This is a genomic window from Kitasatospora sp. NPDC048662 (genome assembly GCF_055587065.1).
Map to the genome: position 1 here is coordinate 187,228 of NZ_JBVJHA010000006.1, position 18,682 is coordinate 205,909.

The following is an 18,682-nucleotide window of genomic DNA, read 5'->3' on the forward strand; positions in this document are numbered from 1 at the left end:
GGAGCAGGATCTCGTTCGGTTCGCCGGTGCCGAGCCACCGGGACCATCCCCGCGCGGGCGGGGAGCAGTTCGCCCAGTCCACCTGAGTGATATCGCCCAGGGGACCATCCCCGCGCGGGCGGGGAGCAGCGGCTCCCAGGCGGCAGTGGTGCCGTTCCAGCGGGACCATCCCCGCGCGGGCGGGGAGCAGTCCAGGCCTGCGGGCGAGTCGCCGTCGTGCCAGGGACCATCCCCGCGCGGGCGGGGAGCAGCTCGCCAAGCGGTACCCGGCGATCGAGCGCGTGGGACCATCCCCGCGCGGGCGGGGAGCAGGGTGCGCTGCGGCTCGGCTCGGCCCCCGGCTCGGGACCATCCCCGCGCGGGCGGGGAGCAGTCGTCGCGCTGACTGTCCGGGCCGTTGACCGGGGGACCATCCCCGCGCGGGCGGGGAGCAGGCTCGTTGACCTGCGGTGTCACATGCCGTCGACCCGGAAATGACACACTTCCTGTGATTCAGGCATAAGCAACTTTCTTCTCTTTCCGGGGTTGCGGCTGTGTGGGCCAACTCTCGGCTGACAGTGTTCAAGCGCGGTGGTGCCGATGCCGCCGCGCTCGGAGATCAACGGTGCCGTGAAGGTGTGGCAAGGGCGGTGGCGTGTGGATGAATGCTCCCACGGCGGCGCGACGCCCGTGTGCACGGGGAGCAGCCTCTTTCGGTCCGCCTCCTCCTGGGCTTCGCGGGGGCGCTCTCCGTACGCCCAGGACGTCGTCGCCGCAGCGGCTGACACGCGGCGAGGGCGGCCAGAGTCTTGTTCATTGGAAATCCTGGTGCACATATGGGGAGTCAACTCCGTTGTTTCCCCGTTGAGTTCCGCTCGCCCGTGGCCCCCATGGCGATGACCAGACGTAGCGGCCGAAGCGTCTCCTCTCGACCGTCTACCCCGTCGCGTCCGGTAGGTGCCGGCGCCCGTGGTCCGCCAGGCGGCGTTGGGCACGGAATCCAGGCCATCTTCAGTAGAGGGCGCCCCCCGTCCCTGCCAGCGAACGCGCCTCGCGGACGCCGGAGACAAAGGGCGCGTTCGTCCCGCACCTCGGGCTACCGGGCCAGCCACTGGTTCGAGGCAAGAACGGATTATCCCGCGTGCACAAGGACAGCGTCGGATACGCAGCCCGGCCGGGTCCGCCGGCTCGCGCGGCAGGCCGTGGAACACGAGGTCAAGAGCGCCTCCACTGGAGCAGGAAACGACTGTTTCGCCCTGGTCATGTGATGGATCGATCGCCACTGATCCACAGTGAAGCCGGCTACCGGGACGTTCCGATAACCGGCTTCAGTGCTGTTGCGGGGCCTGCAAGCCGGTGATCGCGGGGTTGGCGGCCAGCGCGGTGCTGCGGCCGGCCACCGGTTCGGGTTCGGTCTCCAGCGCCGGCGTCAGTATGCGGGCGGGCATCAAGGATGGTCGGGGTCGTCGAGCCACACCGCTTGGGAGCCGGTCGTGGTGACGGTGAGCCCAGGTGTGCCGGGCGGTGTAGATCCTCCCACAGCCACCAGGTCCACTCTGGCGTACGTCGAACTCGTGCCGACCCAGCACGGAGTCAACCGTCGCCCAGGACGGCACCGCAGGTGTCGAAGAACCACCACGTCGCCATGTCCCCATAAGGCGCGCCGGTAGCAGGCGTCCAACAGGGCGGTGCCGACGGCGAACTGGGCCAGCCGGGAGGGCCCGATGACCTTCGGGTTGAGCTCGGTGAGCGACGCCTGGGCGTCGCCGGGCGGGTAGCCAGCCACCGGCTGAGCCTGGTAGCGCTGCTGACGTATCCGCATGAAGTCCGACGCCCCGGTGAGCCGGTGGCGGAGGGGGGCGACGACCACCCCGCCCGGGCGCGGTCTGGGCGACCCAGGCGACAGGGACAGCGGTCACCACGTTCGAGCAGGCAGATGGCGGTCAATCGATCGACCCGGTCACCCCGACGGCGTCGGCACCGTCCCCGACCGGCACCCGAACACCGCCCAGCCCTGCGGCGGCCGGATTCCCGCACGCGAGGCCGGCGACCGCCTCGTCAATCTCGAGCCAACACCCAGCCGATGCGCCAGGAGTGCGGCGTTGAAGCCCGGGCCGGTCCCCACCTCCCGCACCCGGTGCCCGTCCTCGACACCGAGGTCACCGAGCATCCGCGCCACCGTCCTCGACGGACCACGAGTTGCGGCCGTACCAAACCGCCGGATCCTCAGATCCTCTTCCCGCCCGCACGACAGGAGGCCACCCGTGAGCCGCAGCAGAAGACCCGCGACGCCAACCGAACCCATCCGCCTGACCCACCTGGATATGTCATGTCCGACCCGACCACGGGCACCCCCGAGCCCGAACGATCCGCATCCCCGACGAGGACCTCGCCAGTACTCTCGCGCGCCCCATCGCCGAAGTCCGCCAGCACGGCGTCCTCTCGACCGCCTCGCCGCCGAACCCGACGGCGAGGAGCCGGAGACGGACCCGACGACGAACCCGCCGGTCCGACCTCGGTGTTCATCCTCGCCATGGGCGGCGCGGAGTACGCCGCCGAACTGGCCGCCCTCGGCGACTGGGTGGCCCACGTGCTCCTGCCGGTCTACTGGCGCGAGCTCAGCTCCACCCGCCCCTGGTGCTCGCGCTGGTACGAGCATCAGGAGGCCGTGGCCCGGCTCCACGGGCTCTGGCTCGCGTGGCAGCAGCTCACCGACACGGAAGCCGACCTCACCGGGCCTTCGACATGGCACCGCGATCACCTCGACCACGCCATCGCCCAACTGCGTTCCCCGGACGGCCCGTTCGCCGCGTGCACCACCAACTCCGCCCGCCCGCCCATCGGCTGCTGTCCAGCCCGGACCAGATGGGGCTCGCGGCAAAGACGTTCGGATTCGACCTGGAACTCGACGGTCTCCGCCCGTCCGACAACGCGTCGGAGATCGCGGAGGCGTTGCACGACGAGTTCGCGCTGCTCGTGTGGCAGGACGCCGGCGCAGGCCGCTCGTACGTCCAGGCGCACGACACCACGGCGACCTGGATCACGCCCGGGGCGGGACAACCTCGCTGCCTTCGCTGTCGTCCGGCACCGAGAGCAGAGGACGTTCCGCCTGCGTCAGTCCCGGCACGCGACCATGGCCTTCACCCAGAAGCGGCTGATCGACCGCGGCTGCCCGCCCGACGCCCTGCGCCTGGAACAGGCCTTCACTGCAAACGAGTTGACGCGCCAAAAGGAGGACCGGATCTCCGGCAGCCGCGACCGCTACGAGATCCGCAAGGGCTTCGCCATGGACGGCGACGACACCCACGCGTGGACCATGGTCGTCGACCGGGAGGCCGCCGAACTCCCGGTCCGCCTGTTCGTCGAAGAGATCCAGCCCGACCGCGCGACCTACACGCTGCGCGAAGGCGCGTTCCCCACGAGGATGCCGCCTGCAAGTCTCACCGGCTGGAACCGGGGCCGTTGCCGCCCGCGCCGGAAGACCGCCGGCCCGAGGCCGAACGAACTCACGCCGCCCTCGCCCACAGCACCGCCCAGGCAACGCCGAGGGTCGCACCCATCGCCTCCGCACCCGCGACGACCGTCGTCGCGCAGCCGGATCGGGGGCGGTCGCGGTGAGCCGCGCCCAGTTCGCCTTCGCCGCGCACCCCGACGCCATCGCCGACCTGCGTCAACTCCCCGCGCCCATCCGGGACCAAGCCCTGCTGAACCTGCAGCAACTGGTCCATGGCGAGCGCGTCGCCTCCCGGCTCGGCGACCGGCTGGAGGGCTGCCACAAGATCGTCCTCGGCACCGGCGACGAACGGGCCACCTACCCCGCGACGCGCCGCCCACCTCCAAGCACTCCCGCGAGGTCTACCTCGTCTCCGCCAGCCCCCGGCACGAGTACGAGGTCTACCGCTCCGCCCAGAACCGACTGGGCCGCACCGGGCTCAACACGCCGCCGCCCGGCTCCGATCCGGCGCTGGAGGCCCGCGTCCGGGCCGCCCAGGGGGCCCGGGTCCAGGCGGCCCGCTCTCGCTCCACCCGAACGGTGCGAGCCCGAGGCCAGAGCGGCGCCGCGTACAGCACCGCCTCGTCCGGCTTCGCCCCCCACCGCCACTCCCCTATAGGCCCGCTGATGACCACGACCGCCCTGCCCAGCCGCTCCGACCTCGCCGGGCGGCTCACCGATGCCGCCCAGGCCGTCGCCGGGATCCTCACTGCCGCGCACGCCACCCTGGCCACCCGCTGCTACCTCGCGCCGGTCCTCGGTCCGTTGTCCGCCGGGCCCGGCGTGGTCGGCGTGGTCGGCGTGGTCGGCGAGCTGAACGAGCGGCTGGAGGACCTGCTCGACGAACCGCTGCCGACGACCCCCGTCGGTCTGTTCGCCCTGGCTTCCTACGCCTCCGCCCTGGGCTGGCTGACCGAGTCGCTGGCCGAGCTGACCGCGGCAGTGGACGCGATCTGCACCCGCGCCGGCATCCCTTCGCTGGAGCCCGACACGGAGGCCGTGCTCGTCCCGACCGAGAACGACGAGGGCTTCGACTACTCCTTCAGCAACAGGGATTTGGCGGCAACGCCTTCGTTCACGTGAAGTAGCAGCGATTGGTCAGCGATTTGGGCAGCAGTTGGCGATCTTGAACGCTGCGGATGTTCACCAGAAATGACGTCACCCAACGGCTGAACTCGGCTGCGTGGGGACGGGATGCCGGCCATCCGAGTCCTCATCCAGCAGCGATCTTGATCGCGTTAACCAGGTGTCTGTCGGCCCGAGGAGCACTAGCCTGAGCGGCCGTGAGCACGAATATCCACGGCGGCATCGAATTCCGCCATCCCGGCGTCGACGCCGGCTACTACGACGGCGAGCCGTGGGTCATGGCGATGGACCTGTGGCCGCTGTACGACCAGAGCGACTACGCAGCCTTCGGCTGCCTCTTCGGAGTGCGCAACTACGCAGGCTTCCGTCCTCTCGCCGCCGACCGCGGCCTTCCTCCTGACCTGTCGGGTGGTCTGCGGGCCGAACTGGAGCCGTGGGTGGAGGCCGGGGACCTCCACGGCGCTACCTGGGTCAGCTGGGCGGAGATCGCCCGGCTCGACCCTGCTTCCACTCCCGACCACTACACCAGCCGGTTGACCTGGTCGACGGTATCCCTGTCTTCACTCCTGCATCAGCAACTCGTACCCGACCAGTGGCCTCCGGAAGTACTCGACGCTGTAGGCCCGCCACCTCTCGGCCTCGACCGTTCCACTCACCCCACTGAATGGAGCACCGGAGACCTGCGCTGCCACTACGAGCCCCTGACCGCTGGCTGCCTCCTGGGCAGTGCCTCCCAATGGCCGCACGTCTTCGCCGTGATGAAGGCGCTGGCGGGCCGCTTCGGCGAGGAGGAAGTTCGGCTCGTCGTCGCCTTCGATTGATGCGCGGACACCTGCTCGTCGATACCGATCACGCAGCTCCGGGCAAGCGCTTTCGGATCCGCATCAACGGTGCCCTCCGCCCCGGAGAGTACCGAGTGCGAGTCTGCGGCGTACAGCTCGACCTTCGACATCTTCGGCATGACCAGCGCCTTTCACCAGGAGCACCCCGCTGCTGCCCTGGCAAGTAACCCCGGTGACGTCGAAACTCATGAACATCACTCGTCCGTGGTTCGGGGTGCCTCCCAAGCTCGTGAACAACTGACGTCACAACTCGTGATTAAAGCCAGCGGCAATCCGCGCCGCCGCCGACGCAGCCGGGATGGAGCCGGACGCCTACGTCGACGTCCTCGCCGACGCCCTGCGGGCCGCCGCCGCGATCACCGGCGCCTGCATGGAGATCAGCAGCGGCCTGATCGAGGACGCGCAGGGTGGGCCCCGGCGCCCACCCTGTCCATGAGCAGCCCAGCACCAACGACCTCCGCCTCCTGCACGCCGGTCGTCCCGACGATAGCCCCATGACTCTTCTCGGTCAGGAGGTCAGTGCCGCCTCACGCGATGTGGACCGCCTCCACCTCGAACTCTCCGCCCGCGCACAGCTCATGATCGAGCGGCTCGCGCCGATCGCCCGGGGCGAGCACACCGCGATGCGCGACCGCAAGGCCGTCATCCCACCCGCCGGCCACACCGTCGAGGTGCTCGCCGCCCGAACGGCGTGGCCTGTCAGCAGCTCGCCCGCGCTCTCGCCGCCTATAGCTGGTGCGTTGAGGCCGACTTCAACCCTCTCGAAGCCGCGCACACCGCCGAGCGGCACCGCGCTCTGGCGCAGTGCTGTCGCCGGTCCGAGCCACCGCAGCGACTTGGCTGCCCCAACCACCGCCGAACCGCCCACCAACTGACCCTCCAAGCCCCACGTCCTGCTGATGGCCCGCCAGTACCGGGGCATCCCCCAGTGGGACGCCAGTGACCGGCGACCGGCTGCGTGCGCTCAGCGGGAGCAGACGGCTTGCTCCGGTGTGCCGGCGGCGTGGTGGGTGCCGTGCGGGGTCTTCTCCCAGGTGAAGGGGGCGACTGCCAGCTGGTGTACCGCGCGCCAGGCGGCGATGGACCACAGCAGTGAGTACAGCGGTACGAACACCGCGTGCCAGGGGGCTGTCAGTCGGGCGCGCCTGGCGGCGGCGAAGGTGATGGCGATCCACAGGGCGGCCGAACCGGCTTGCGCGGCCACCGCTGGAAGCACCAGGCCGGATCCGGTCGAGGACCAGCTCCAGCCGAGCACGGCGATCAGGGTGAGGGCGGTGATGACGGGCTGGACCAGGGCCGTGACCGGGGCGGCGGCGACGACGCCGAGCAGGGTCAGGATGCCGGAGGCGTGGAACCGGCGCAGGGTGTGGCGGGGGTTGCGGGTGTGCACGGTCGTCGTCAGCAGGAAGCCCTTGAACCAGCGGGTGCGCTGCCGGACGAACGGGCCGATGGTGTCGAGGGCCTCTTCCCAGGTGACCGTTTCGACCGTCTCGGTGCGGTGGCCGTGTGCGGCGCAGCGCATGCCGAGGTCGGCGTCCTCGGTGACGTTCCAGGCGTCCCAGCCGCCGAGCTTGCGCAGGGTGTCGGTGCGGAAGTGGTTGCTGGTCCCGCCGAGGGGGATCGGCATCCGCAGCCGTGCCAGTCCGGGGAGGGAGAGTCCGAACCGCAGCGCGTACTCCATGGCGAACTGCTTGGTCAGCCAGTTGTCGGTGGGGTTGCGGAAGAGCAGTTGGGCCTGGACGCAGGCCAGTTGCCGGTCGCGCGCGGCGAACCGGGCCGCGACGTGCCGCAGTTGGGCGGGGTCGGGGCGGTCTTCGGCGTCGAAGATCACCAGGAGTTCGCCGCGGGCCAGCATCAGGCCCAGGTTCACCGAGCGGGGTTTGGTCTGGGGTGGGCCGGGTGGGAGCTGGACGACGCGGACGAACGGGGGCGGGTCGGCGGCGAGCACCGCCCGGGTGGTGTCCGGGTCGTGCTGTTCCACCAGGATCAGTACCTCGAGCCGGTCGGGTGGGTAGTCCAGCCCGGCCAGGTGCCGCACCAGTCCGCCGATCACCCCGGCCTCCCGGTAGGCGGGCACCAGCACGGTGTAGGACGGGAGTTCCGCCTCCGGCAGGGGTGGATCCGCGGGCCTGCTACCGGGGCGACCCGCCGCCAGCAGGCCGGTCAGCGCGATCACGGCGTGCAGCAGGCTGTAGCCCGTCACCATCAAGGTGAGCAGCGCGAGCGCGAGCAGCGGTACGAGCGCCACGCCGATCACTGCGCCGGCCGCGCCGATGGCCAGTGCCACGAGCTGCCAGCGGGCGAAGCCGGACTTGGCCGCCAGGTCCGGGTGCCGGCGGGTGAAGCCGTCGGCCATCTCGTCGGCTATCCGGTCCGGCCACTGTTCCAGGATTCGGACTTGCGTCTCGGTGCTGCCGCGCGCCAGTGCCGCGACCACGTCCGGGTCGGAGAGTCCCGTCATGCCCATACCCCCATTGCCTTCGTAGGCATGACAAGGAGTATCAGCTCATTGATCATCCCGGCCAATCGGCGCCCATGGGTCGGCGCCGTCGTGATCGCGTCGACTCCCGCGCTCAGCCTCGGCCGTTCTTCCCGGATCCCCGACGGAGTCGGGCTTCAAGTGGCCGGGCGCGGAATGATGTTCAGGTTTTCGGGGCCGTTGACGATCATCGAGGTGACCCGGGGCGGTTGTTGTCCGGGGTGTGTGAGGGCGAGGTCGGGCAGCTCCGCGAACAGGGTGGTCAGGGCGATTCTGGCTTCCAGCCTGGCGAGGTACGCGCCGAGGCAGTAGTGGGGTCCGTGGCCGAAGGCGAGGTGCTTCTTGCCGACCCGTGCGGGGTCGAACCGGTCCGGGTTCTCCGGGTGCAGTTCCGGGTCGCGTCCGGCGGCGGCGAAGGCAATGATGATCGGATCGCCCTTTTTGATGACGACGCCCTCGCCCAGGTCGATGTCCTCGACGGCGTAGCGCAGCGGGACGTGCATGACGGGGCCGTCGATGCGCAGGGTTTCTTCGATGACGTCGTCCCAGTCGAGGGTTCCCTGGCGGATGCCGGCCAGGGTGTCGGGGTGGGTGAGCAGGAAATGAACCGCGCTGGCGATGAGGTCGATGGGGGCCTCGTACCCTGCGGCGATCAGGCTGAAGAGGGTGCTGATCAGCTCGGGCTCGGACATGGGTTCCTGGTCGGACTCGGACGGCAGGATCAGGTCGCTGGTCAGATCGGGGGCCGGATGCTCCCTCTTGTACTGCAGCAACTCGGTGAGCCGGTGGAGCAGTTCGGCCTGGATGACTCGCCCGCGCTCCGGGCTGACCGAGTAGTCCCGAATGGCCTCCAGTGCGTCGATGAGCGGGGTGCGCAGGTGGTCGGGGACGCCGAACAGGTCGCAGATGACGGTCATGGTCAGCGGTTTCGCGACGGCTTCCCGCAGATCGGCGCTCGTCCCGGGCGGCAGCGCGGCGAGGGCGGCGACGAGGCGGTCCGCAGCCGCCTGGACGTTCGGGCGCATCCGCTCGACGCGCTGGGGCGAGAACGCCGGGGCGTTCCGGCGCCGCAGCCTGCGGTGCTCCTCACCGTAGGCGTTGAGGAAGCTCTCCTGGAATGCGATCGCGGCCAGTGGCCAGCCTTCGGGCACCTCGGTCCGGCCCGGCCAGTGCCTGCGGAAGTCGCGGGAGACGCGCGGGTCGGTGGTCAGCGCCTCGATCACGCTGTGGCGGGTGACCGACCACGCGTGGACGGGCCCGGGCAGCTCGACCAGTACGGCCGGCCCCTGCGCCCGCAGCACCGCGGCCTCCGCGAGCAACGCACGCCCCGAAGGGTCGAGCACAGGACACCTGGAAACAGGTGAGGACGACATACGGCGCTCCTTTCGTCGGGAAAGCCACGCGGCGCGGGCCGCTTCGCGCAGCTGCGCGTCCTTGGCCCGGGGTGGCGCGGTGTCCCTACCCGGTGCCGCCTTCCGGGTATGCGGGCCGGCCGGGCGCCTGGGTGTGTTCCGGCCATTGCGCGCCGCAGGTGCGGCCTGCCCGGGTGATCGGAGGGCCTGGGGATGCAGGGTTTCGGCCGTACTTCTGGCTCGAACGTCCGGTTCTGCGTATCCGGGATGGCGGCTGGGTAACTTCGGCGCGCGGTCAGCCGGTTGGCCGAAACGATTCTTCCAACGCCACGGCGGGTGGCCCTGAAGCAGGGAGCGGCGCAATGACGACGTACAGGACCGATGCGCCCGGACCGCGCCCGGGAGCCGCGTCCGAGGGGATGCCGGCCGGGCTCGCGGCCGCTCGGGCCCGGGTCACCGCGCACCTGAGCGCCTTCGTCGAAGCCGACGGCGGGGTTCGGCAGCCGTGCGCGAGCCGGGCGCTGGAGTCGGCGCTGCTGGTCGTCCTGCTGCGCGAACGCGGTGGCCACGCCCGGGATGTGGACCGCCTGCTGGCCTATCTGGCTACGCCGCGGGCCCAGTCCACCGGCTTCGACGCGGCCTTGGCGCAGGCGGTCCTGCACGGCACGACGGTCGGCACCGACGTGGTCGCGGCCGAGCTGCTCGCCGGCTTCGACCACTTCTCCGTGGCGCGCAAGCGCCTGCTCTTCGACACCTATCTGGCGGCCGTGGGCGCGGTGGCGTTCGAACCGTCGATGCTCCGACCGGTCCGCAGGGCGGCTGCCGGCGAGGACAACACGGTCACCTGGATCGAGATGATCATGCTCAGTGCCCGGGTCCTCGTCGCGTACGGCCTGGGCCGGGGCGCGGAGATCACCGAGGCGGAGCGGGAGCGGCTGCTGGAACTCCTCGGCTCCAGCCGGGCACCGGTGTGGGAGAACTACACGGCCGCGCACCTGCTCGCGCTGCTGGCCGTGCAGCGTTTCGCTCCCCGGCATCCGCTGCTCGACGAAGGCGTCGCCGGGCTGCTGGGCGCGGTGAACCCGGACGGCGGTGCGCCGAGCATGTCGAACCTGGACGTGTTCAGCACCGGGCCCGCCGGGCTGGCCCTGGCCCGCGCGAACGCCGACCCGCAGCTGCTGGACCGCATGTGCGACTACCTCGTCGCCCAGCAGATGCCGGACGGCGGTTGGGCGTTCGGCGCGGACATGGGACAGAGCGACGTGGACGCAAGCTCGTACGCGGCGGCCTGCCTCGCCACCGTGGACCCCGTCCGCCACCGGGCCGCACTGACCCGCGCCGCCGGGTACTTCCGGGGCATCGCGGGCCAGGACGGCGGCTTCCCCACCTACATGAAGGGCGACCCCTCCGAGGTCGGCATGACCGGCGGCGCGGTCGGCGCCCTGGCCTGGAACGGCCCCGGCCACGCCGACCTCCTCGGGGCTGCGGCCCGCTGGCTGCTCGATGCGCAGCGCGCGGACGGCACCTTCGAACGGAGCTGGAGCGTGAGCGAGGCCAACACGATCTGGCGCGGGATGTGGGCCCTGCACTCGATGCCCGAGCCCGTACGCACCACCGAAGGAGACCGGATCGCGCGGGCCCGCGCCGCATCCGAGCGATTCCTCACCGAGGCGCAGAACAGCGACGGCGGCTGGGGTTTCCGCCCCAAAGACCCCAGCGACATCGCCAGCACCTGCTACTCGCTGCTCGCCCTGTCCGCCATGGGCCGCCGGGTGGACCAGGACCCGGTCGTACGCGCCGGAGTGGAACACCTGCTGTCCTGCCAGGACTCCGACGGCGGGTTCACCGCCCCGCCCGACCAGGTCGCTCCCCGCCCCCTGCTGTTCGACGCTCCGGTCTTCGGCGACGTCTGGGCCCTGCTGGCCCTGGCCGGCTGCGACAGCGACTGGAACTGGTAGCGGCAGACGGGGAACGACGGTGAACGAGACAGACGCGGCCGCCGCCGGCGGCCCGGCCGGTGCGCCGCTGGCGCTGCCCGTCGAGCGGTCCGGTCCGCTGGACCTGCCGGCCGATTTCCGCCGGCTGCGCGAGGAGCTTCCCGTGGCGCCGCTGGCCTTCCCCGACGGGCCGCCCGGCTGGCTCGTCACCCGCTACCAGGACGTGCGCGCCGGCCTGGCCGACCCCCGGCTCAGCTCCCGGCGCCCCCACCTCAACTCCCACGTGCGGGCCGGCCTCATCTCCGCCGCGGAGATGGCCGCCCTGCGTCCCTCCGACCTGCTCACCAGCGACCCGCCCGAGCACACCCGGCTGCGCCGGCTGGTGGCACGCCAGTTCACGGCGCGCCGGATGAACCGGCTGACCCCCCGCATCCAGGCCGTCGTCGACGACCACCTCGACGCCCTGGCCGCGGGCCCCCGCCCCGCCGACCTGATCCGGGCCGTCGCCCTGCCCGTCCCGTCCCTGGTGATCAGCGAACTCCTCGGCGTCCCCTTCAGCGACCGCGACCTGTACTACCGGCTCACCCGGGAACTCCTCTCCCTCGACCGCACACGCGACCAACTGCTGGCCGGCAAGGCGGAGTTGAAGGCCTACCTGCTGAACCTGGTGGACGCCGAACGAGCCGCCCCCACCGACGACGTGCTGGGCGGCCTGGTCCAGGCGCAGGCGGCCGGCACTCCGCTGACCGACGACGAGATCGCCGCCCTGGGGCAGCTCATCCTCATCGCCGGCCACGAGACCACGGCCAACGTGATCGGCCTGGCCGCCCTCCTGCTGCTGCGGCCGCCTCGCCTGTGGGACACCCTGGTCCAGCGGCCCGACCTGGTGGACGGCGTCATCGAGGAGACGCTGCGCTACGCGACCGTGCTGCAGTTCGGGCTGCTGCGCGTCGCCCGCGAGCCGCTGACCATCGCCGGCCAGAACATCCGGCCCGGCGACCGCGTCGTCCTCCACCTGCCCTCCGCCAACCGCGACCCCGACCGCTTCACCGACGCCGACCGGTTCGACCCGCACCGCCCGGACGCCGACCGGCACCTCAGCTTCGGCCACGGCCCCCACCACTGCCTCGGCGAACAACTCGCCCGCATCGAACTGCGCATCCTCCTCACCACCATGCTGCGCCGCTTCCCCGACCTGCGGCTGGCCGCCGACCCCGGGACGATCCCCACCCACGACCAGCGCGTCGTCCACGGCGTAGCCGAACTGCCCGTGGACTTCTCGTGAGCGACCACACGGGGACACCCGCCGCCGGGCGCAGCTACGCCGCCTACGCCTTCGACTTCGACGGCACCCTGGCCGACACCGCCGACGTCAACCTGCGAGCCGTACAGGCCTCCCTGGCCGCGCACGGCATCACCGTCCCCCTCCCCCGGCTGGCGGCGGATCCTGCCTTCACCGCCCCCCAGCTGCGCCGACGGCTCCACCTCGACCCGGACGCCCTGCCCGAGGACACGTTCGTCGAGGCCGCCCGGGCCTACTGGTTCGCCCACACCGACCGGATCCGGCCGATCCCCGCCGCCGCGGCCGCCGCCCGCGCGGCCGCGGACCACGCCGCCATCGCCGTCGTCTCCGCCAACTACGCCGACGTCGTCCGCCACGGACTGTCCGTCATCCATCTCGACGACCTGCCCTGGACCGTCGTCGGCCGCGAGGACGTGCCACGCACCAAACCCGCCCCCGACCCCTACCTGCACGCCGCCGGCCTGCTCGGCGTACACCCCGGCGCGTGCCTCGCCCACGAGGACACCGACGAAGGCGTCCTCGCGGCGAGCGCCGCCGGCATGGACGTCATCGACATCCGGCACCGCCGTTGGCGGTGAACGACCCGCCCCCGACCGCAGATGGGGTGCACCACCCGCTGCCCATGATCGCCACCACCACGATCGCCAGGCGGGTCAGCTTGTTGTTCGCGGCCTCGACCGCCCGGTTGGCGGTGCGGCGACGACCAGCGCCGGGCCGGTGGCCGTGAAGTCCCCTACGGTTGGCGTCGGGTAGCATGTGCGGCTGCGAAGGGGAGTAGCCCCGCGAACCGGTCGTCGACACACTGGAACCCGCTGCCGGGTTCCCGGTGGCCGGGCCCGCCGTCGGTGACGGTGGTGGGCGGGCGAGACCTTCGGCCCATTTGTCGACGACTGTACGCGTCGGCGGGCCGAGGTCGTGCTGCCCGTGTGCCGCTCGCCTCTCGGGTTCCCGCCGGTGCGGGAAGGCCTGACGAGTTTCGTGATTCATTTCGTTCTGCTCATCGTGTGCGCGGTGGCGATCTACCTCTCGTGCGAGTGGTTCGTCAACGCGGTGGAGTGGCTGGGTGAGCGCCTCAACGTGGGGAAGATGGCGGTCGGCACGATCCTGGCCGCGTTCGGCACCGCACTGCCCGAGTCGGTGGTCACCCTGGTCGCCGCGACCACCGGTGGCACCGCCGGGGAGAAGGACCTCGCGGTCGGCGCCGCGATGGGCGGCCCCCTCGCGCTGGCGACCGTCGCCTACGGCGTCACCGGAGCGGCGCTGCTGATCAAGCGCCGACGTGACCGCGCTGTCTCCGCGGTCACCGCTGCCGCGGTGCCTACGCCCCTGGAGGCGCTGGGCACCGAGAAGGAGATGAAGCACCTGGCCAAGGACCAGAGCTGGTTCCTGCCGATCTTTTTCGTCAAGGTCTCGCTCGGCCTGGTCGCCTTCGCCTTCAAGCCCGCGCTCGGCGTGCTGTTCTTCGCCGCGTACGCCGCCTACTTCTGGCGCGAGATCCGCTCCAGCCGGGCCGGTGAGGCCGCCGACGGCGAGGGCGATGAGGACGAGGAGGAGTTGGAGGCGCTGAAGCTCCAGCCGAAGAAGGCCTCGCCCGACACCTGGGCGGTCGTCGTCCAGACCCTGGCCACCCTCGTGGTGATCTTCTTCGCCGCACACTGGTTCGTCGCCCAGCTCGACGTCATCGGCCCGATGCTCGGCCTGTCCGCGACCGTCACCGCGCTGCTGCTGTCGCCGATCGCCACCGAGCTGCCCGAGATCATGAACGCGATCATCTGGGTCCGCCAGGGCAAGGTGAAGCTCGCGCTGGCCAACATCTCCGGCGCGATGATGATCCAGGCGACCGTCCCGAGCGGCATCGGCCTGCTGTTCACCACCTGGCACTTCGACGGCCCGCTGATCTGGTCGGGCCTGATAACCATGGCCGCGATCGTCTACCTCCTGCTGACCATGCGCGCCCACCGGCTCACCCCCGCCCGCCTGGCCGTCGCCGCCGGTTTCTACGCCGTCTTCGCCATCGGCCTGGTCCCCCTCCTCACCTGACCGGCCTTCACCGAACCTGCCCCGTCCGGACCTTCACACCCGGACGGGGCGGGGCCGCCGCAACCCGCGGCGGAGCGGCGTCAGCCGATCGCCGGGCTGCGGCGTTCGATCAGCACGGTGTCGCGCCAGACGCCGTGGTGGCGGGCGATGCGCTCGCGGGTGCCGATGACCCGGAAACCCGCCCTGGTGTGGACGGCGAGGCTGGCCGCGTTCTCCGGGAACACGCCGGACTGGATCGTCCAGATCCCCGCCGCCTCGGTCGAGGCGATCAGCGCGTCCAGCAGCAGGCGGGCGACGCCGCGCCCCCGGGCCTCGGGGTGGACGTAGACGGAGTGCTCGACCACCCCGGCATACACGCACCGGTCCGAGACCGCGACGGCCGCCACCCAGCCCAGCACCTGCCCGTCCCCGTCGAGGGCGACGAAGCGGTGGTCCGTCAGCTTGGCCCGGTCGAACTGCTCCCAACTGGGCACGCCGGTCTCGAAGGTGGCGTTTCCGCCGTCGATGCCGGCCTGATAGATCGTCAGGACCTGCTCGGCGTGGTCGGCGGCCATCGGCTCGACGGTGATGGTGGGCGTGGACACGTGAACGGGCTCCAGAAGGGCGGGTCAGCGGGCGGCGGCGCTCAACAGGCCGGCCATCGCGGCCAGCACGGACGGCTCGACACGGTAGTAGACCCACGTCCCGCGCCGCTCCGAGGTCAGCAGGCCGGCCTCGCGCAGCTTCTTCAGGTGGTGGGAGACGGTGGGCTGGGAGACGCCGACGTCCTGGATGTCGCACACGCACGCCTCCCCGCCCTCGTGCGAGGCGACCCGGGAGAACAACCGCAGCCGCACCGGGTCGGCGAGCGCCTTGAACATGGCCGCCATCCGCACCGAGTCGTCCTCCGACAGCGGCGCGGCGGTCAACGGCGGGCAGCACGGCACGACGGCCTCGGGCTCCAGCAGCGGCAGCGCCTTCACGTTCGACATGCATCTATGTTGACATACATCGAATCACTCGGGCGAGGCACTGCTTCGACAAGTGTCTATGTTGATATCCATCGAAGCAAATGCCATGCTGGAGCCGCACGACCTCATCGACAAGCGTCGAAACAAAGGAGAACCTCGTGAACGCCTCCGCCGCCGAGCAGTTGCCCGTCGTCGTCATCGGTGCCGGACCGGTCGGCATGGCCGCTGCCGCCCACCTGATCGAGTACGGCATCGAGCCGGTGGTGCTGGAGGCCGGGCCGAGCGCGGCCACGGCGGTGCGCGGGTGGTCGCACGTGCGGCTGTTTTCGCAGTGGGCGGAGGTCATCGACCCGACCGCCGAGAAGCTGCTCGCACCGACCGGCTGGGTCCGCCCCGGCGCCGACGTCTACCCGATGGGCGGCGATTGGGTCGCCACGTACTTGCAGCCGCTCGCCGATGTTCTCGGCGGCCGGGTCCGCTACGACGCACGGGTGACCGGCGTGGCCCGGGCCGGACGGGACCGGATCGTCGATGCCGACCGCGAGGCGCAGCCCTTCACCGTCCACCTCGAGCACGCCGACGGCTCCGAGGAGCGCATCCTCGCCCGCGCGGTCATCGACGCCTCCGGCACCTGGTCCACCCCCGGCCCGGCCGGCGGCAACGGCCTGCCCGCTCTCGGCGAGCGCGCCGCGCGCGCGAAGATCTCGTACTACGTCCCCGACCTGAGCGCCCCAGAGACGCGCAAGCGGTACGCCGGCAGGCGCACCGCCGTCATCGGCGCCGGCGCGTCCGCGTTCACCGCGCTGGCCCTGCTCGCCGACCTCGCCCAGGACGCCCCCGGCACCCACGCCGAATGGATCCTGCGCCGAGGTATCTCCGGCTCCACCTACGGCGGCGGCACCGCCGACCAGCTGCCCGAGCGCGGCGCACTCGGCCTGCGCGCCAAGAAGGCCGTCGAGGACGGCCACGCCACCGCCCTCACCGGCTTCCGCACCGTCGCCGTCGAGCCGCACGGCGAGCAGCTCGTCCTGATCGCCGAGGACGGCCGACGCAGCGGAGTCGTCGACGAGATCATCGTGCTGACCGGATTCCGCCCCGACCTCTCCTTCCTCGACGAGCTGCGCCTCGGACTCGACGAGCGTCTCCAGGCCCCGCTCGCCCTCGCCCCGCTGATCGACCCCAACCAGCACTCCTGCGGCACCGTCCACCCGCACGGCGCGCGCGAGTTGGCCCACCCCGAGAAGGACGTCTACCTGGTCGGCATGAAGTCCTACGGCCGCGCCCCCACCTTCCTCGCCCTGACCGGCTACGAGCAGGTCCGCTCCATCGCCGCCGCCCTCGCGGGCGACCACGAGGCCGCCGCCCGCGTCGAGTTGGCCCTCCCCGAGACCGGAGTCTGCGGCGGAGCCGGCCTCTTCGACGACCCCGGCGCCACCCAGGGCGGCGGCTGCTGCTCCGTCCCCGCGGCCGAGCCCGGGGTCGTTACCCTCGGCACCGCCTCGCGGCTCCTCACTCTCGGAACCGAGGAGTCCGCCGGGACCGTCGGCTGCTGTTCCGCGCCCGCCGAGACCGAGGCATCCGCCGAGACCGGTGGCTGCTGCTGACCGCGATGACGACAGCGCCTCAGCCGAGCGGGGCCGCGCCCGGGACACCCACCTGGGCGCGGCCCCGTGCCGTACTGCCCGCCCTGTGCGCCACCCACCGGTGAATGGGGAGGGTCACCGTGCTCAGCCGCCCGCCGGCGACACTGCGCGACAACGGTCAGGGTCCGTCGACCGGTTCTGAACGTCCCATCAGAAGTCGAGCTCCAGCAGGGCGTCGACGTACTCCCGCTCGTTCTTGTCCAGGGTGTTCGGGTCGAGATGCTTGATGGGCTCGAAGAACTCGGTGCCGAAGAATCCGGTATCGGCGAGTTCGCCCAATGCGTGCAGGATGTTCTCCCGGCAGTCGGGTTCGGTCTCCACGGCTGCCTCTTCATGTTGTCGCCGGCCTTGCGGTAGAAGGACTTCAGCGCCTTCCCCGCGTCCTCCGACTCCACGTTCTGCGCGAACTCCCGCACGTGCGAGCCGAACTCACGCACCTTGTCCTCGTTCACCGTCGGCCAGTTGATACCGATGAACGACAAGAACTCCACTACCTCGCCGGGCAGTTCGATCGCCATGCCACGCCCTCCCCCGACGGCACCACATGTCCGTGCGACCCTAACCGCCCACTCGCGCCGGCGGAGCAGACTTTCCGGACTCATGACCGTGGACGCACAGGCTCCACTTCCCAGGTGCTCGACTCTCGCGTGAACGGGGATCCGTGGCCACGTCGGTGATCACGTTGGGGCCCTCGCCGGAGCAGGTCTCGGTCACTACCACGAGGACGTTGTTCGCGCAGCGCTTCACCCGACCTGCCCACGCGGACAGGCGGCTCGATCACGGGCGCCCGAGACTGACAGGACGCGCATGCTCGCCTGCGGTCTGGAGGTCTACATGTCCAGTTATTCCCAACTGCCGGACTGGAACTACGCCATGGGGCAGGCAGCTGCCCATCTCCGGGTTCTCGACCACGCTTCCAAGGTGGAAAAAGGCAAGACCCCGACATTCATGTCTCCCGAGCTGGGGAACCTGCTGCAGGCGTATGCGGCGGCAGCCGACGCATGGATCAAATTTGCGCGCGAGGTCGCCGGGGCTCAGAGTTCCGGGCGCCAAGAGGCTCTGTGAGGACACCCAGGGGCCCTGGCCTCATGGGTTCGCCGGGTTGGGCTGGATCACGCGGCGGGGAGGGGTCTGCCGCTTGTAGTGACTGTGGGGGCCGGACGGGCCGGCGGAGCTGCACGAGCGGTTCGCGCGGAGTGAGTCGCGGGAGTCGGCGCTGGCGTACATGCGGGGTCTGCCGGCGCCGTTGGAGCGCAAGAACGGCTGGACGGTGGCCGAGGAAGCCGGCCATACGGGTCCGGCCCGGATCCAGCGGCTGCTGAACCGGATCGGCTGCGAAGCGGCGGGAGGGTGCGCGTACGTGGTCGAGCACCTGGCCGACCCGGGAGGGGTGCTGATCGTGGGCGGCACACGGCAGCCGGTCCCGACGCCCTTTCCGCTGTTGGGTGTCATGCGAACGGGCACCGGTGGTGGTCGTGGCGGGGCCCTGCTTCAGAGTGTGCGGAGCCGGTTTCGCAGAGTGAGCCGGGTTCGACGGGGTACAGCCCGAGGCTCTGGTTGTCGCGGCGCGCGACGGCG

Annotated in this window: 18 protein-coding genes, 2 pseudogenes and 1 CRISPR repeat array (1 of these 21 cut by a window edge); of the genes and pseudogenes, 12 read left to right on the forward strand and 8 right to left on the reverse strand. The window is 71.2% G+C overall.

The genetic code is table 11. The features are described from left to right. A CRISPR array of direct repeats spans positions 1-434; the repeat unit is 29 nt; unit sequence GGGACCATCCCCGCGCGGGCGGGGAGCAG (it extends 510 nt beyond the left edge of the window). Positions 435-1,426: 992 nt separating this feature from the next. Beyond that, positions 1,427-1,801 (reverse strand): hypothetical protein, encoded by a 375-nt coding sequence (locus ACZ6R9_RS19005; RefSeq protein WP_465539018.1) that lies wholly within the window; start codon positions 1,799-1,801, stop codon positions 1,427-1,429. Between the two features lie 711 nt (positions 1,802-2,512). Here ACZ6R9_RS19005 and ACZ6R9_RS19010 point away from each other — a divergent pair. Next, positions 2,513-2,749 (forward strand): annotated as a pseudogene (locus ACZ6R9_RS19010) (DUF4913 domain-containing protein); the annotation flags it as partial. A 270-nt stretch (positions 2,750-3,019) separates the two neighbouring features. Here ACZ6R9_RS19010 and ACZ6R9_RS19015 read toward each other — a convergent pair. Next, entirely contained in the window at positions 3,020-3,286 is a 267-nt protein-coding gene (locus tag ACZ6R9_RS19015; RefSeq protein ID WP_465539396.1) for a hypothetical protein, read from the reverse strand. Between the two features lie 199 nt (positions 3,287-3,485). Next, on the reverse strand, positions 3,486-3,755 hold the full coding sequence (locus tag ACZ6R9_RS19020) for a hypothetical protein (protein WP_465539398.1): 270 nt from the start codon (positions 3,753-3,755) through the stop codon (positions 3,486-3,488). Positions 3,756-4,099: 344 nt separating this feature from the next. Between ACZ6R9_RS19020 and ACZ6R9_RS19025 the strand changes: the two genes are divergently transcribed. From ACZ6R9_RS19025 to ACZ6R9_RS19040, 4 genes are all read left to right on the forward strand, one after another. Beyond that, on the forward strand, positions 4,100-4,555 hold the full coding sequence (locus tag ACZ6R9_RS19025; RefSeq protein ID WP_465539400.1) for a hypothetical protein: 456 nt from the start codon (positions 4,100-4,102) through the stop codon (positions 4,553-4,555). A 200-nt stretch (positions 4,556-4,755) separates the two neighbouring features. Beyond that, positions 4,756-5,379, forward strand: a complete 624-nt coding sequence (locus tag ACZ6R9_RS19030; protein ID WP_465539020.1) for a hypothetical protein — start codon at positions 4,756-4,758, stop codon at positions 5,377-5,379. A gap of 319 nt (positions 5,380-5,698) precedes the next feature. Then, positions 5,699-5,836 carry a hypothetical protein gene (locus ACZ6R9_RS19035; protein ID WP_380482823.1) on the forward strand — a complete coding sequence of 46 codons (138 nt, stop codon included), beginning with the start codon at positions 5,699-5,701 and terminating at the stop codon, positions 5,834-5,836. 58 nt (positions 5,837-5,894) lie between these two features. Further along, complete coding sequence (locus tag ACZ6R9_RS19040) at positions 5,895-6,275, forward strand: hypothetical protein (protein WP_465539022.1); 381 nt, start codon at positions 5,895-5,897, stop codon at positions 6,273-6,275. Between the two features lie 89 nt (positions 6,276-6,364). Here ACZ6R9_RS19040 and ACZ6R9_RS19045 read toward each other — a convergent pair whose 3' ends face one another. After that, positions 6,365-7,861 (reverse strand): glycosyltransferase, encoded by a 1,497-nt coding sequence (locus ACZ6R9_RS19045; RefSeq protein WP_465539024.1) that lies wholly within the window; start codon positions 7,859-7,861, stop codon positions 6,365-6,367. 155 nt (positions 7,862-8,016) lie between these two features. Beyond that, positions 8,017-9,222 carry a cytochrome P450 family protein gene (locus ACZ6R9_RS19050; RefSeq protein ID WP_465539026.1) on the reverse strand — a complete coding sequence of 402 codons (1,206 nt, stop codon included), beginning with the start codon at positions 9,220-9,222 and terminating at the stop codon, positions 8,017-8,019. A gap of 371 nt (positions 9,223-9,593) precedes the next feature. On the opposite strand from ACZ6R9_RS19050, the gene ACZ6R9_RS19055 reads away from it, so the two are divergent. The 4 genes from ACZ6R9_RS19055 (at position 9,594) to ACZ6R9_RS19070 (ending at position 14,511) form a co-directional block, all read left to right on the forward strand. Further along, positions 9,594-11,189 (forward strand): prenyltransferase/squalene oxidase repeat-containing protein, encoded by a 1,596-nt coding sequence (locus ACZ6R9_RS19055; RefSeq protein WP_465539028.1) that lies wholly within the window; start codon positions 9,594-9,596, stop codon positions 11,187-11,189. A 19-nt stretch (positions 11,190-11,208) separates the two neighbouring features. Next, positions 11,209-12,453: a cytochrome P450 gene (locus ACZ6R9_RS19060; protein ID WP_465539031.1), complete on the forward strand. Its 1,245-nt coding sequence runs from the start codon at positions 11,209-11,211 to the stop codon at positions 12,451-12,453. Next, positions 12,450-13,049, forward strand: coding sequence for an HAD family hydrolase (locus ACZ6R9_RS19065; protein ID WP_465539032.1), 600 nt, complete (start codon positions 12,450-12,452; stop codon positions 13,047-13,049). The genes ACZ6R9_RS19060 and ACZ6R9_RS19065 overlap by 4 nt, the downstream gene beginning before the upstream one ends. A gap of 400 nt (positions 13,050-13,449) precedes the next feature. Beyond that, the gene (locus ACZ6R9_RS19070) at positions 13,450-14,511 is read left to right on the forward strand and encodes a sodium:calcium antiporter (protein WP_380482809.1); all 1,062 of its coding nucleotides are present in this window, start codon (positions 13,450-13,452) and stop codon (positions 14,509-14,511) included. Positions 14,512-14,591: 80 nt separating this feature from the next. Here the strand turns inward: ACZ6R9_RS19070 and ACZ6R9_RS19075 are convergent, their stop codons facing one another. Both ACZ6R9_RS19075 and ACZ6R9_RS19080 read right to left on the reverse strand, forming a co-directional pair. After that, positions 14,592-15,065, reverse strand: coding sequence for a GNAT family N-acetyltransferase (locus tag ACZ6R9_RS19075; protein WP_465539379.1), 474 nt, complete (start codon positions 15,063-15,065; stop codon positions 14,592-14,594). Positions 15,066-15,119: 54 nt separating this feature from the next. Further along, positions 15,120-15,482 carry a metalloregulator ArsR/SmtB family transcription factor gene (locus ACZ6R9_RS19080; protein WP_380482807.1) on the reverse strand — a complete coding sequence of 121 codons (363 nt, stop codon included), beginning with the start codon at positions 15,480-15,482 and terminating at the stop codon, positions 15,120-15,122. 137 nt (positions 15,483-15,619) lie between these two features. Between ACZ6R9_RS19080 and ACZ6R9_RS19085 the strand changes: the two genes are divergently transcribed. Next, a complete protein-coding gene (locus tag ACZ6R9_RS19085) occupies positions 15,620-17,065 on the forward strand; it encodes an NAD(P)-binding domain-containing protein (protein WP_465539035.1) in 1,446 nt (481 codons plus the stop codon). Positions 17,066-17,254: 189 nt separating this feature from the next. On the opposite strand, the gene ACZ6R9_RS19090 is transcribed toward ACZ6R9_RS19085, so the two are convergent. Next, positions 17,255-17,425 carry a hypothetical protein gene (locus tag ACZ6R9_RS19090; protein ID WP_465539037.1) on the reverse strand — a complete coding sequence of 57 codons (171 nt, stop codon included), beginning with the start codon at positions 17,423-17,425 and terminating at the stop codon, positions 17,255-17,257. A gap of 513 nt (positions 17,426-17,938) precedes the next feature. On the opposite strand from ACZ6R9_RS19090, the gene ACZ6R9_RS19095 reads away from it, so the two are divergent. Further along, the gene (locus ACZ6R9_RS19095; RefSeq protein WP_380482801.1) at positions 17,939-18,169 is read left to right on the forward strand and encodes a hypothetical protein; all 231 of its coding nucleotides are present in this window, start codon (positions 17,939-17,941) and stop codon (positions 18,167-18,169) included. 82 nt (positions 18,170-18,251) lie between these two features. Next, positions 18,252-18,515, forward strand: a pseudogene (locus ACZ6R9_RS19100) (IS701 family transposase); the annotation flags it as partial. Positions 18,516-18,682 lie beyond the last annotated feature (167 nt).

Coding starts and splice junctions, on each gene's coding strand:
- ACZ6R9_RS19005 (WP_465539018.1), bottom strand. CDS start 1,801: ATGCGGATACGTCAGCAGCGCTACCAGGCTCAGCCGGTGGCTGGCTAC.
- ACZ6R9_RS19025 (WP_465539400.1), top strand. CDS start 4,100: ATGACCACGACCGCCCTGCCCAGCCGCTCCGACCTCGCCGGGCGGCTC.
- ACZ6R9_RS19035 (WP_380482823.1), top strand. CDS start 5,699: ATGGAGCCGGACGCCTACGTCGACGTCCTCGCCGACGCCCTGCGGGCC.
- ACZ6R9_RS19040 (WP_465539022.1), top strand. CDS start 5,895: ATGACTCTTCTCGGTCAGGAGGTCAGTGCCGCCTCACGCGATGTGGAC.
- ACZ6R9_RS19045 (WP_465539024.1), bottom strand. CDS start 7,861: ATGACGGGACTCTCCGACCCGGACGTGGTCGCGGCACTGGCGCGCGGC.
- ACZ6R9_RS19055 (WP_465539028.1), top strand. CDS start 9,594: ATGACGACGTACAGGACCGATGCGCCCGGACCGCGCCCGGGAGCCGCG.
- ACZ6R9_RS19075 (WP_465539379.1), bottom strand. CDS start 15,065: ATGGCCGCCGACCACGCCGAGCAGGTCCTGACGATCTATCAGGCCGGC.
- ACZ6R9_RS19080 (WP_380482807.1), bottom strand. CDS start 15,482: ATGTCGAACGTGAAGGCGCTGCCGCTGCTGGAGCCCGAGGCCGTCGTG.
- ACZ6R9_RS19095 (WP_380482801.1), top strand. CDS start 17,939: ATGTCCAGTTATTCCCAACTGCCGGACTGGAACTACGCCATGGGGCAG.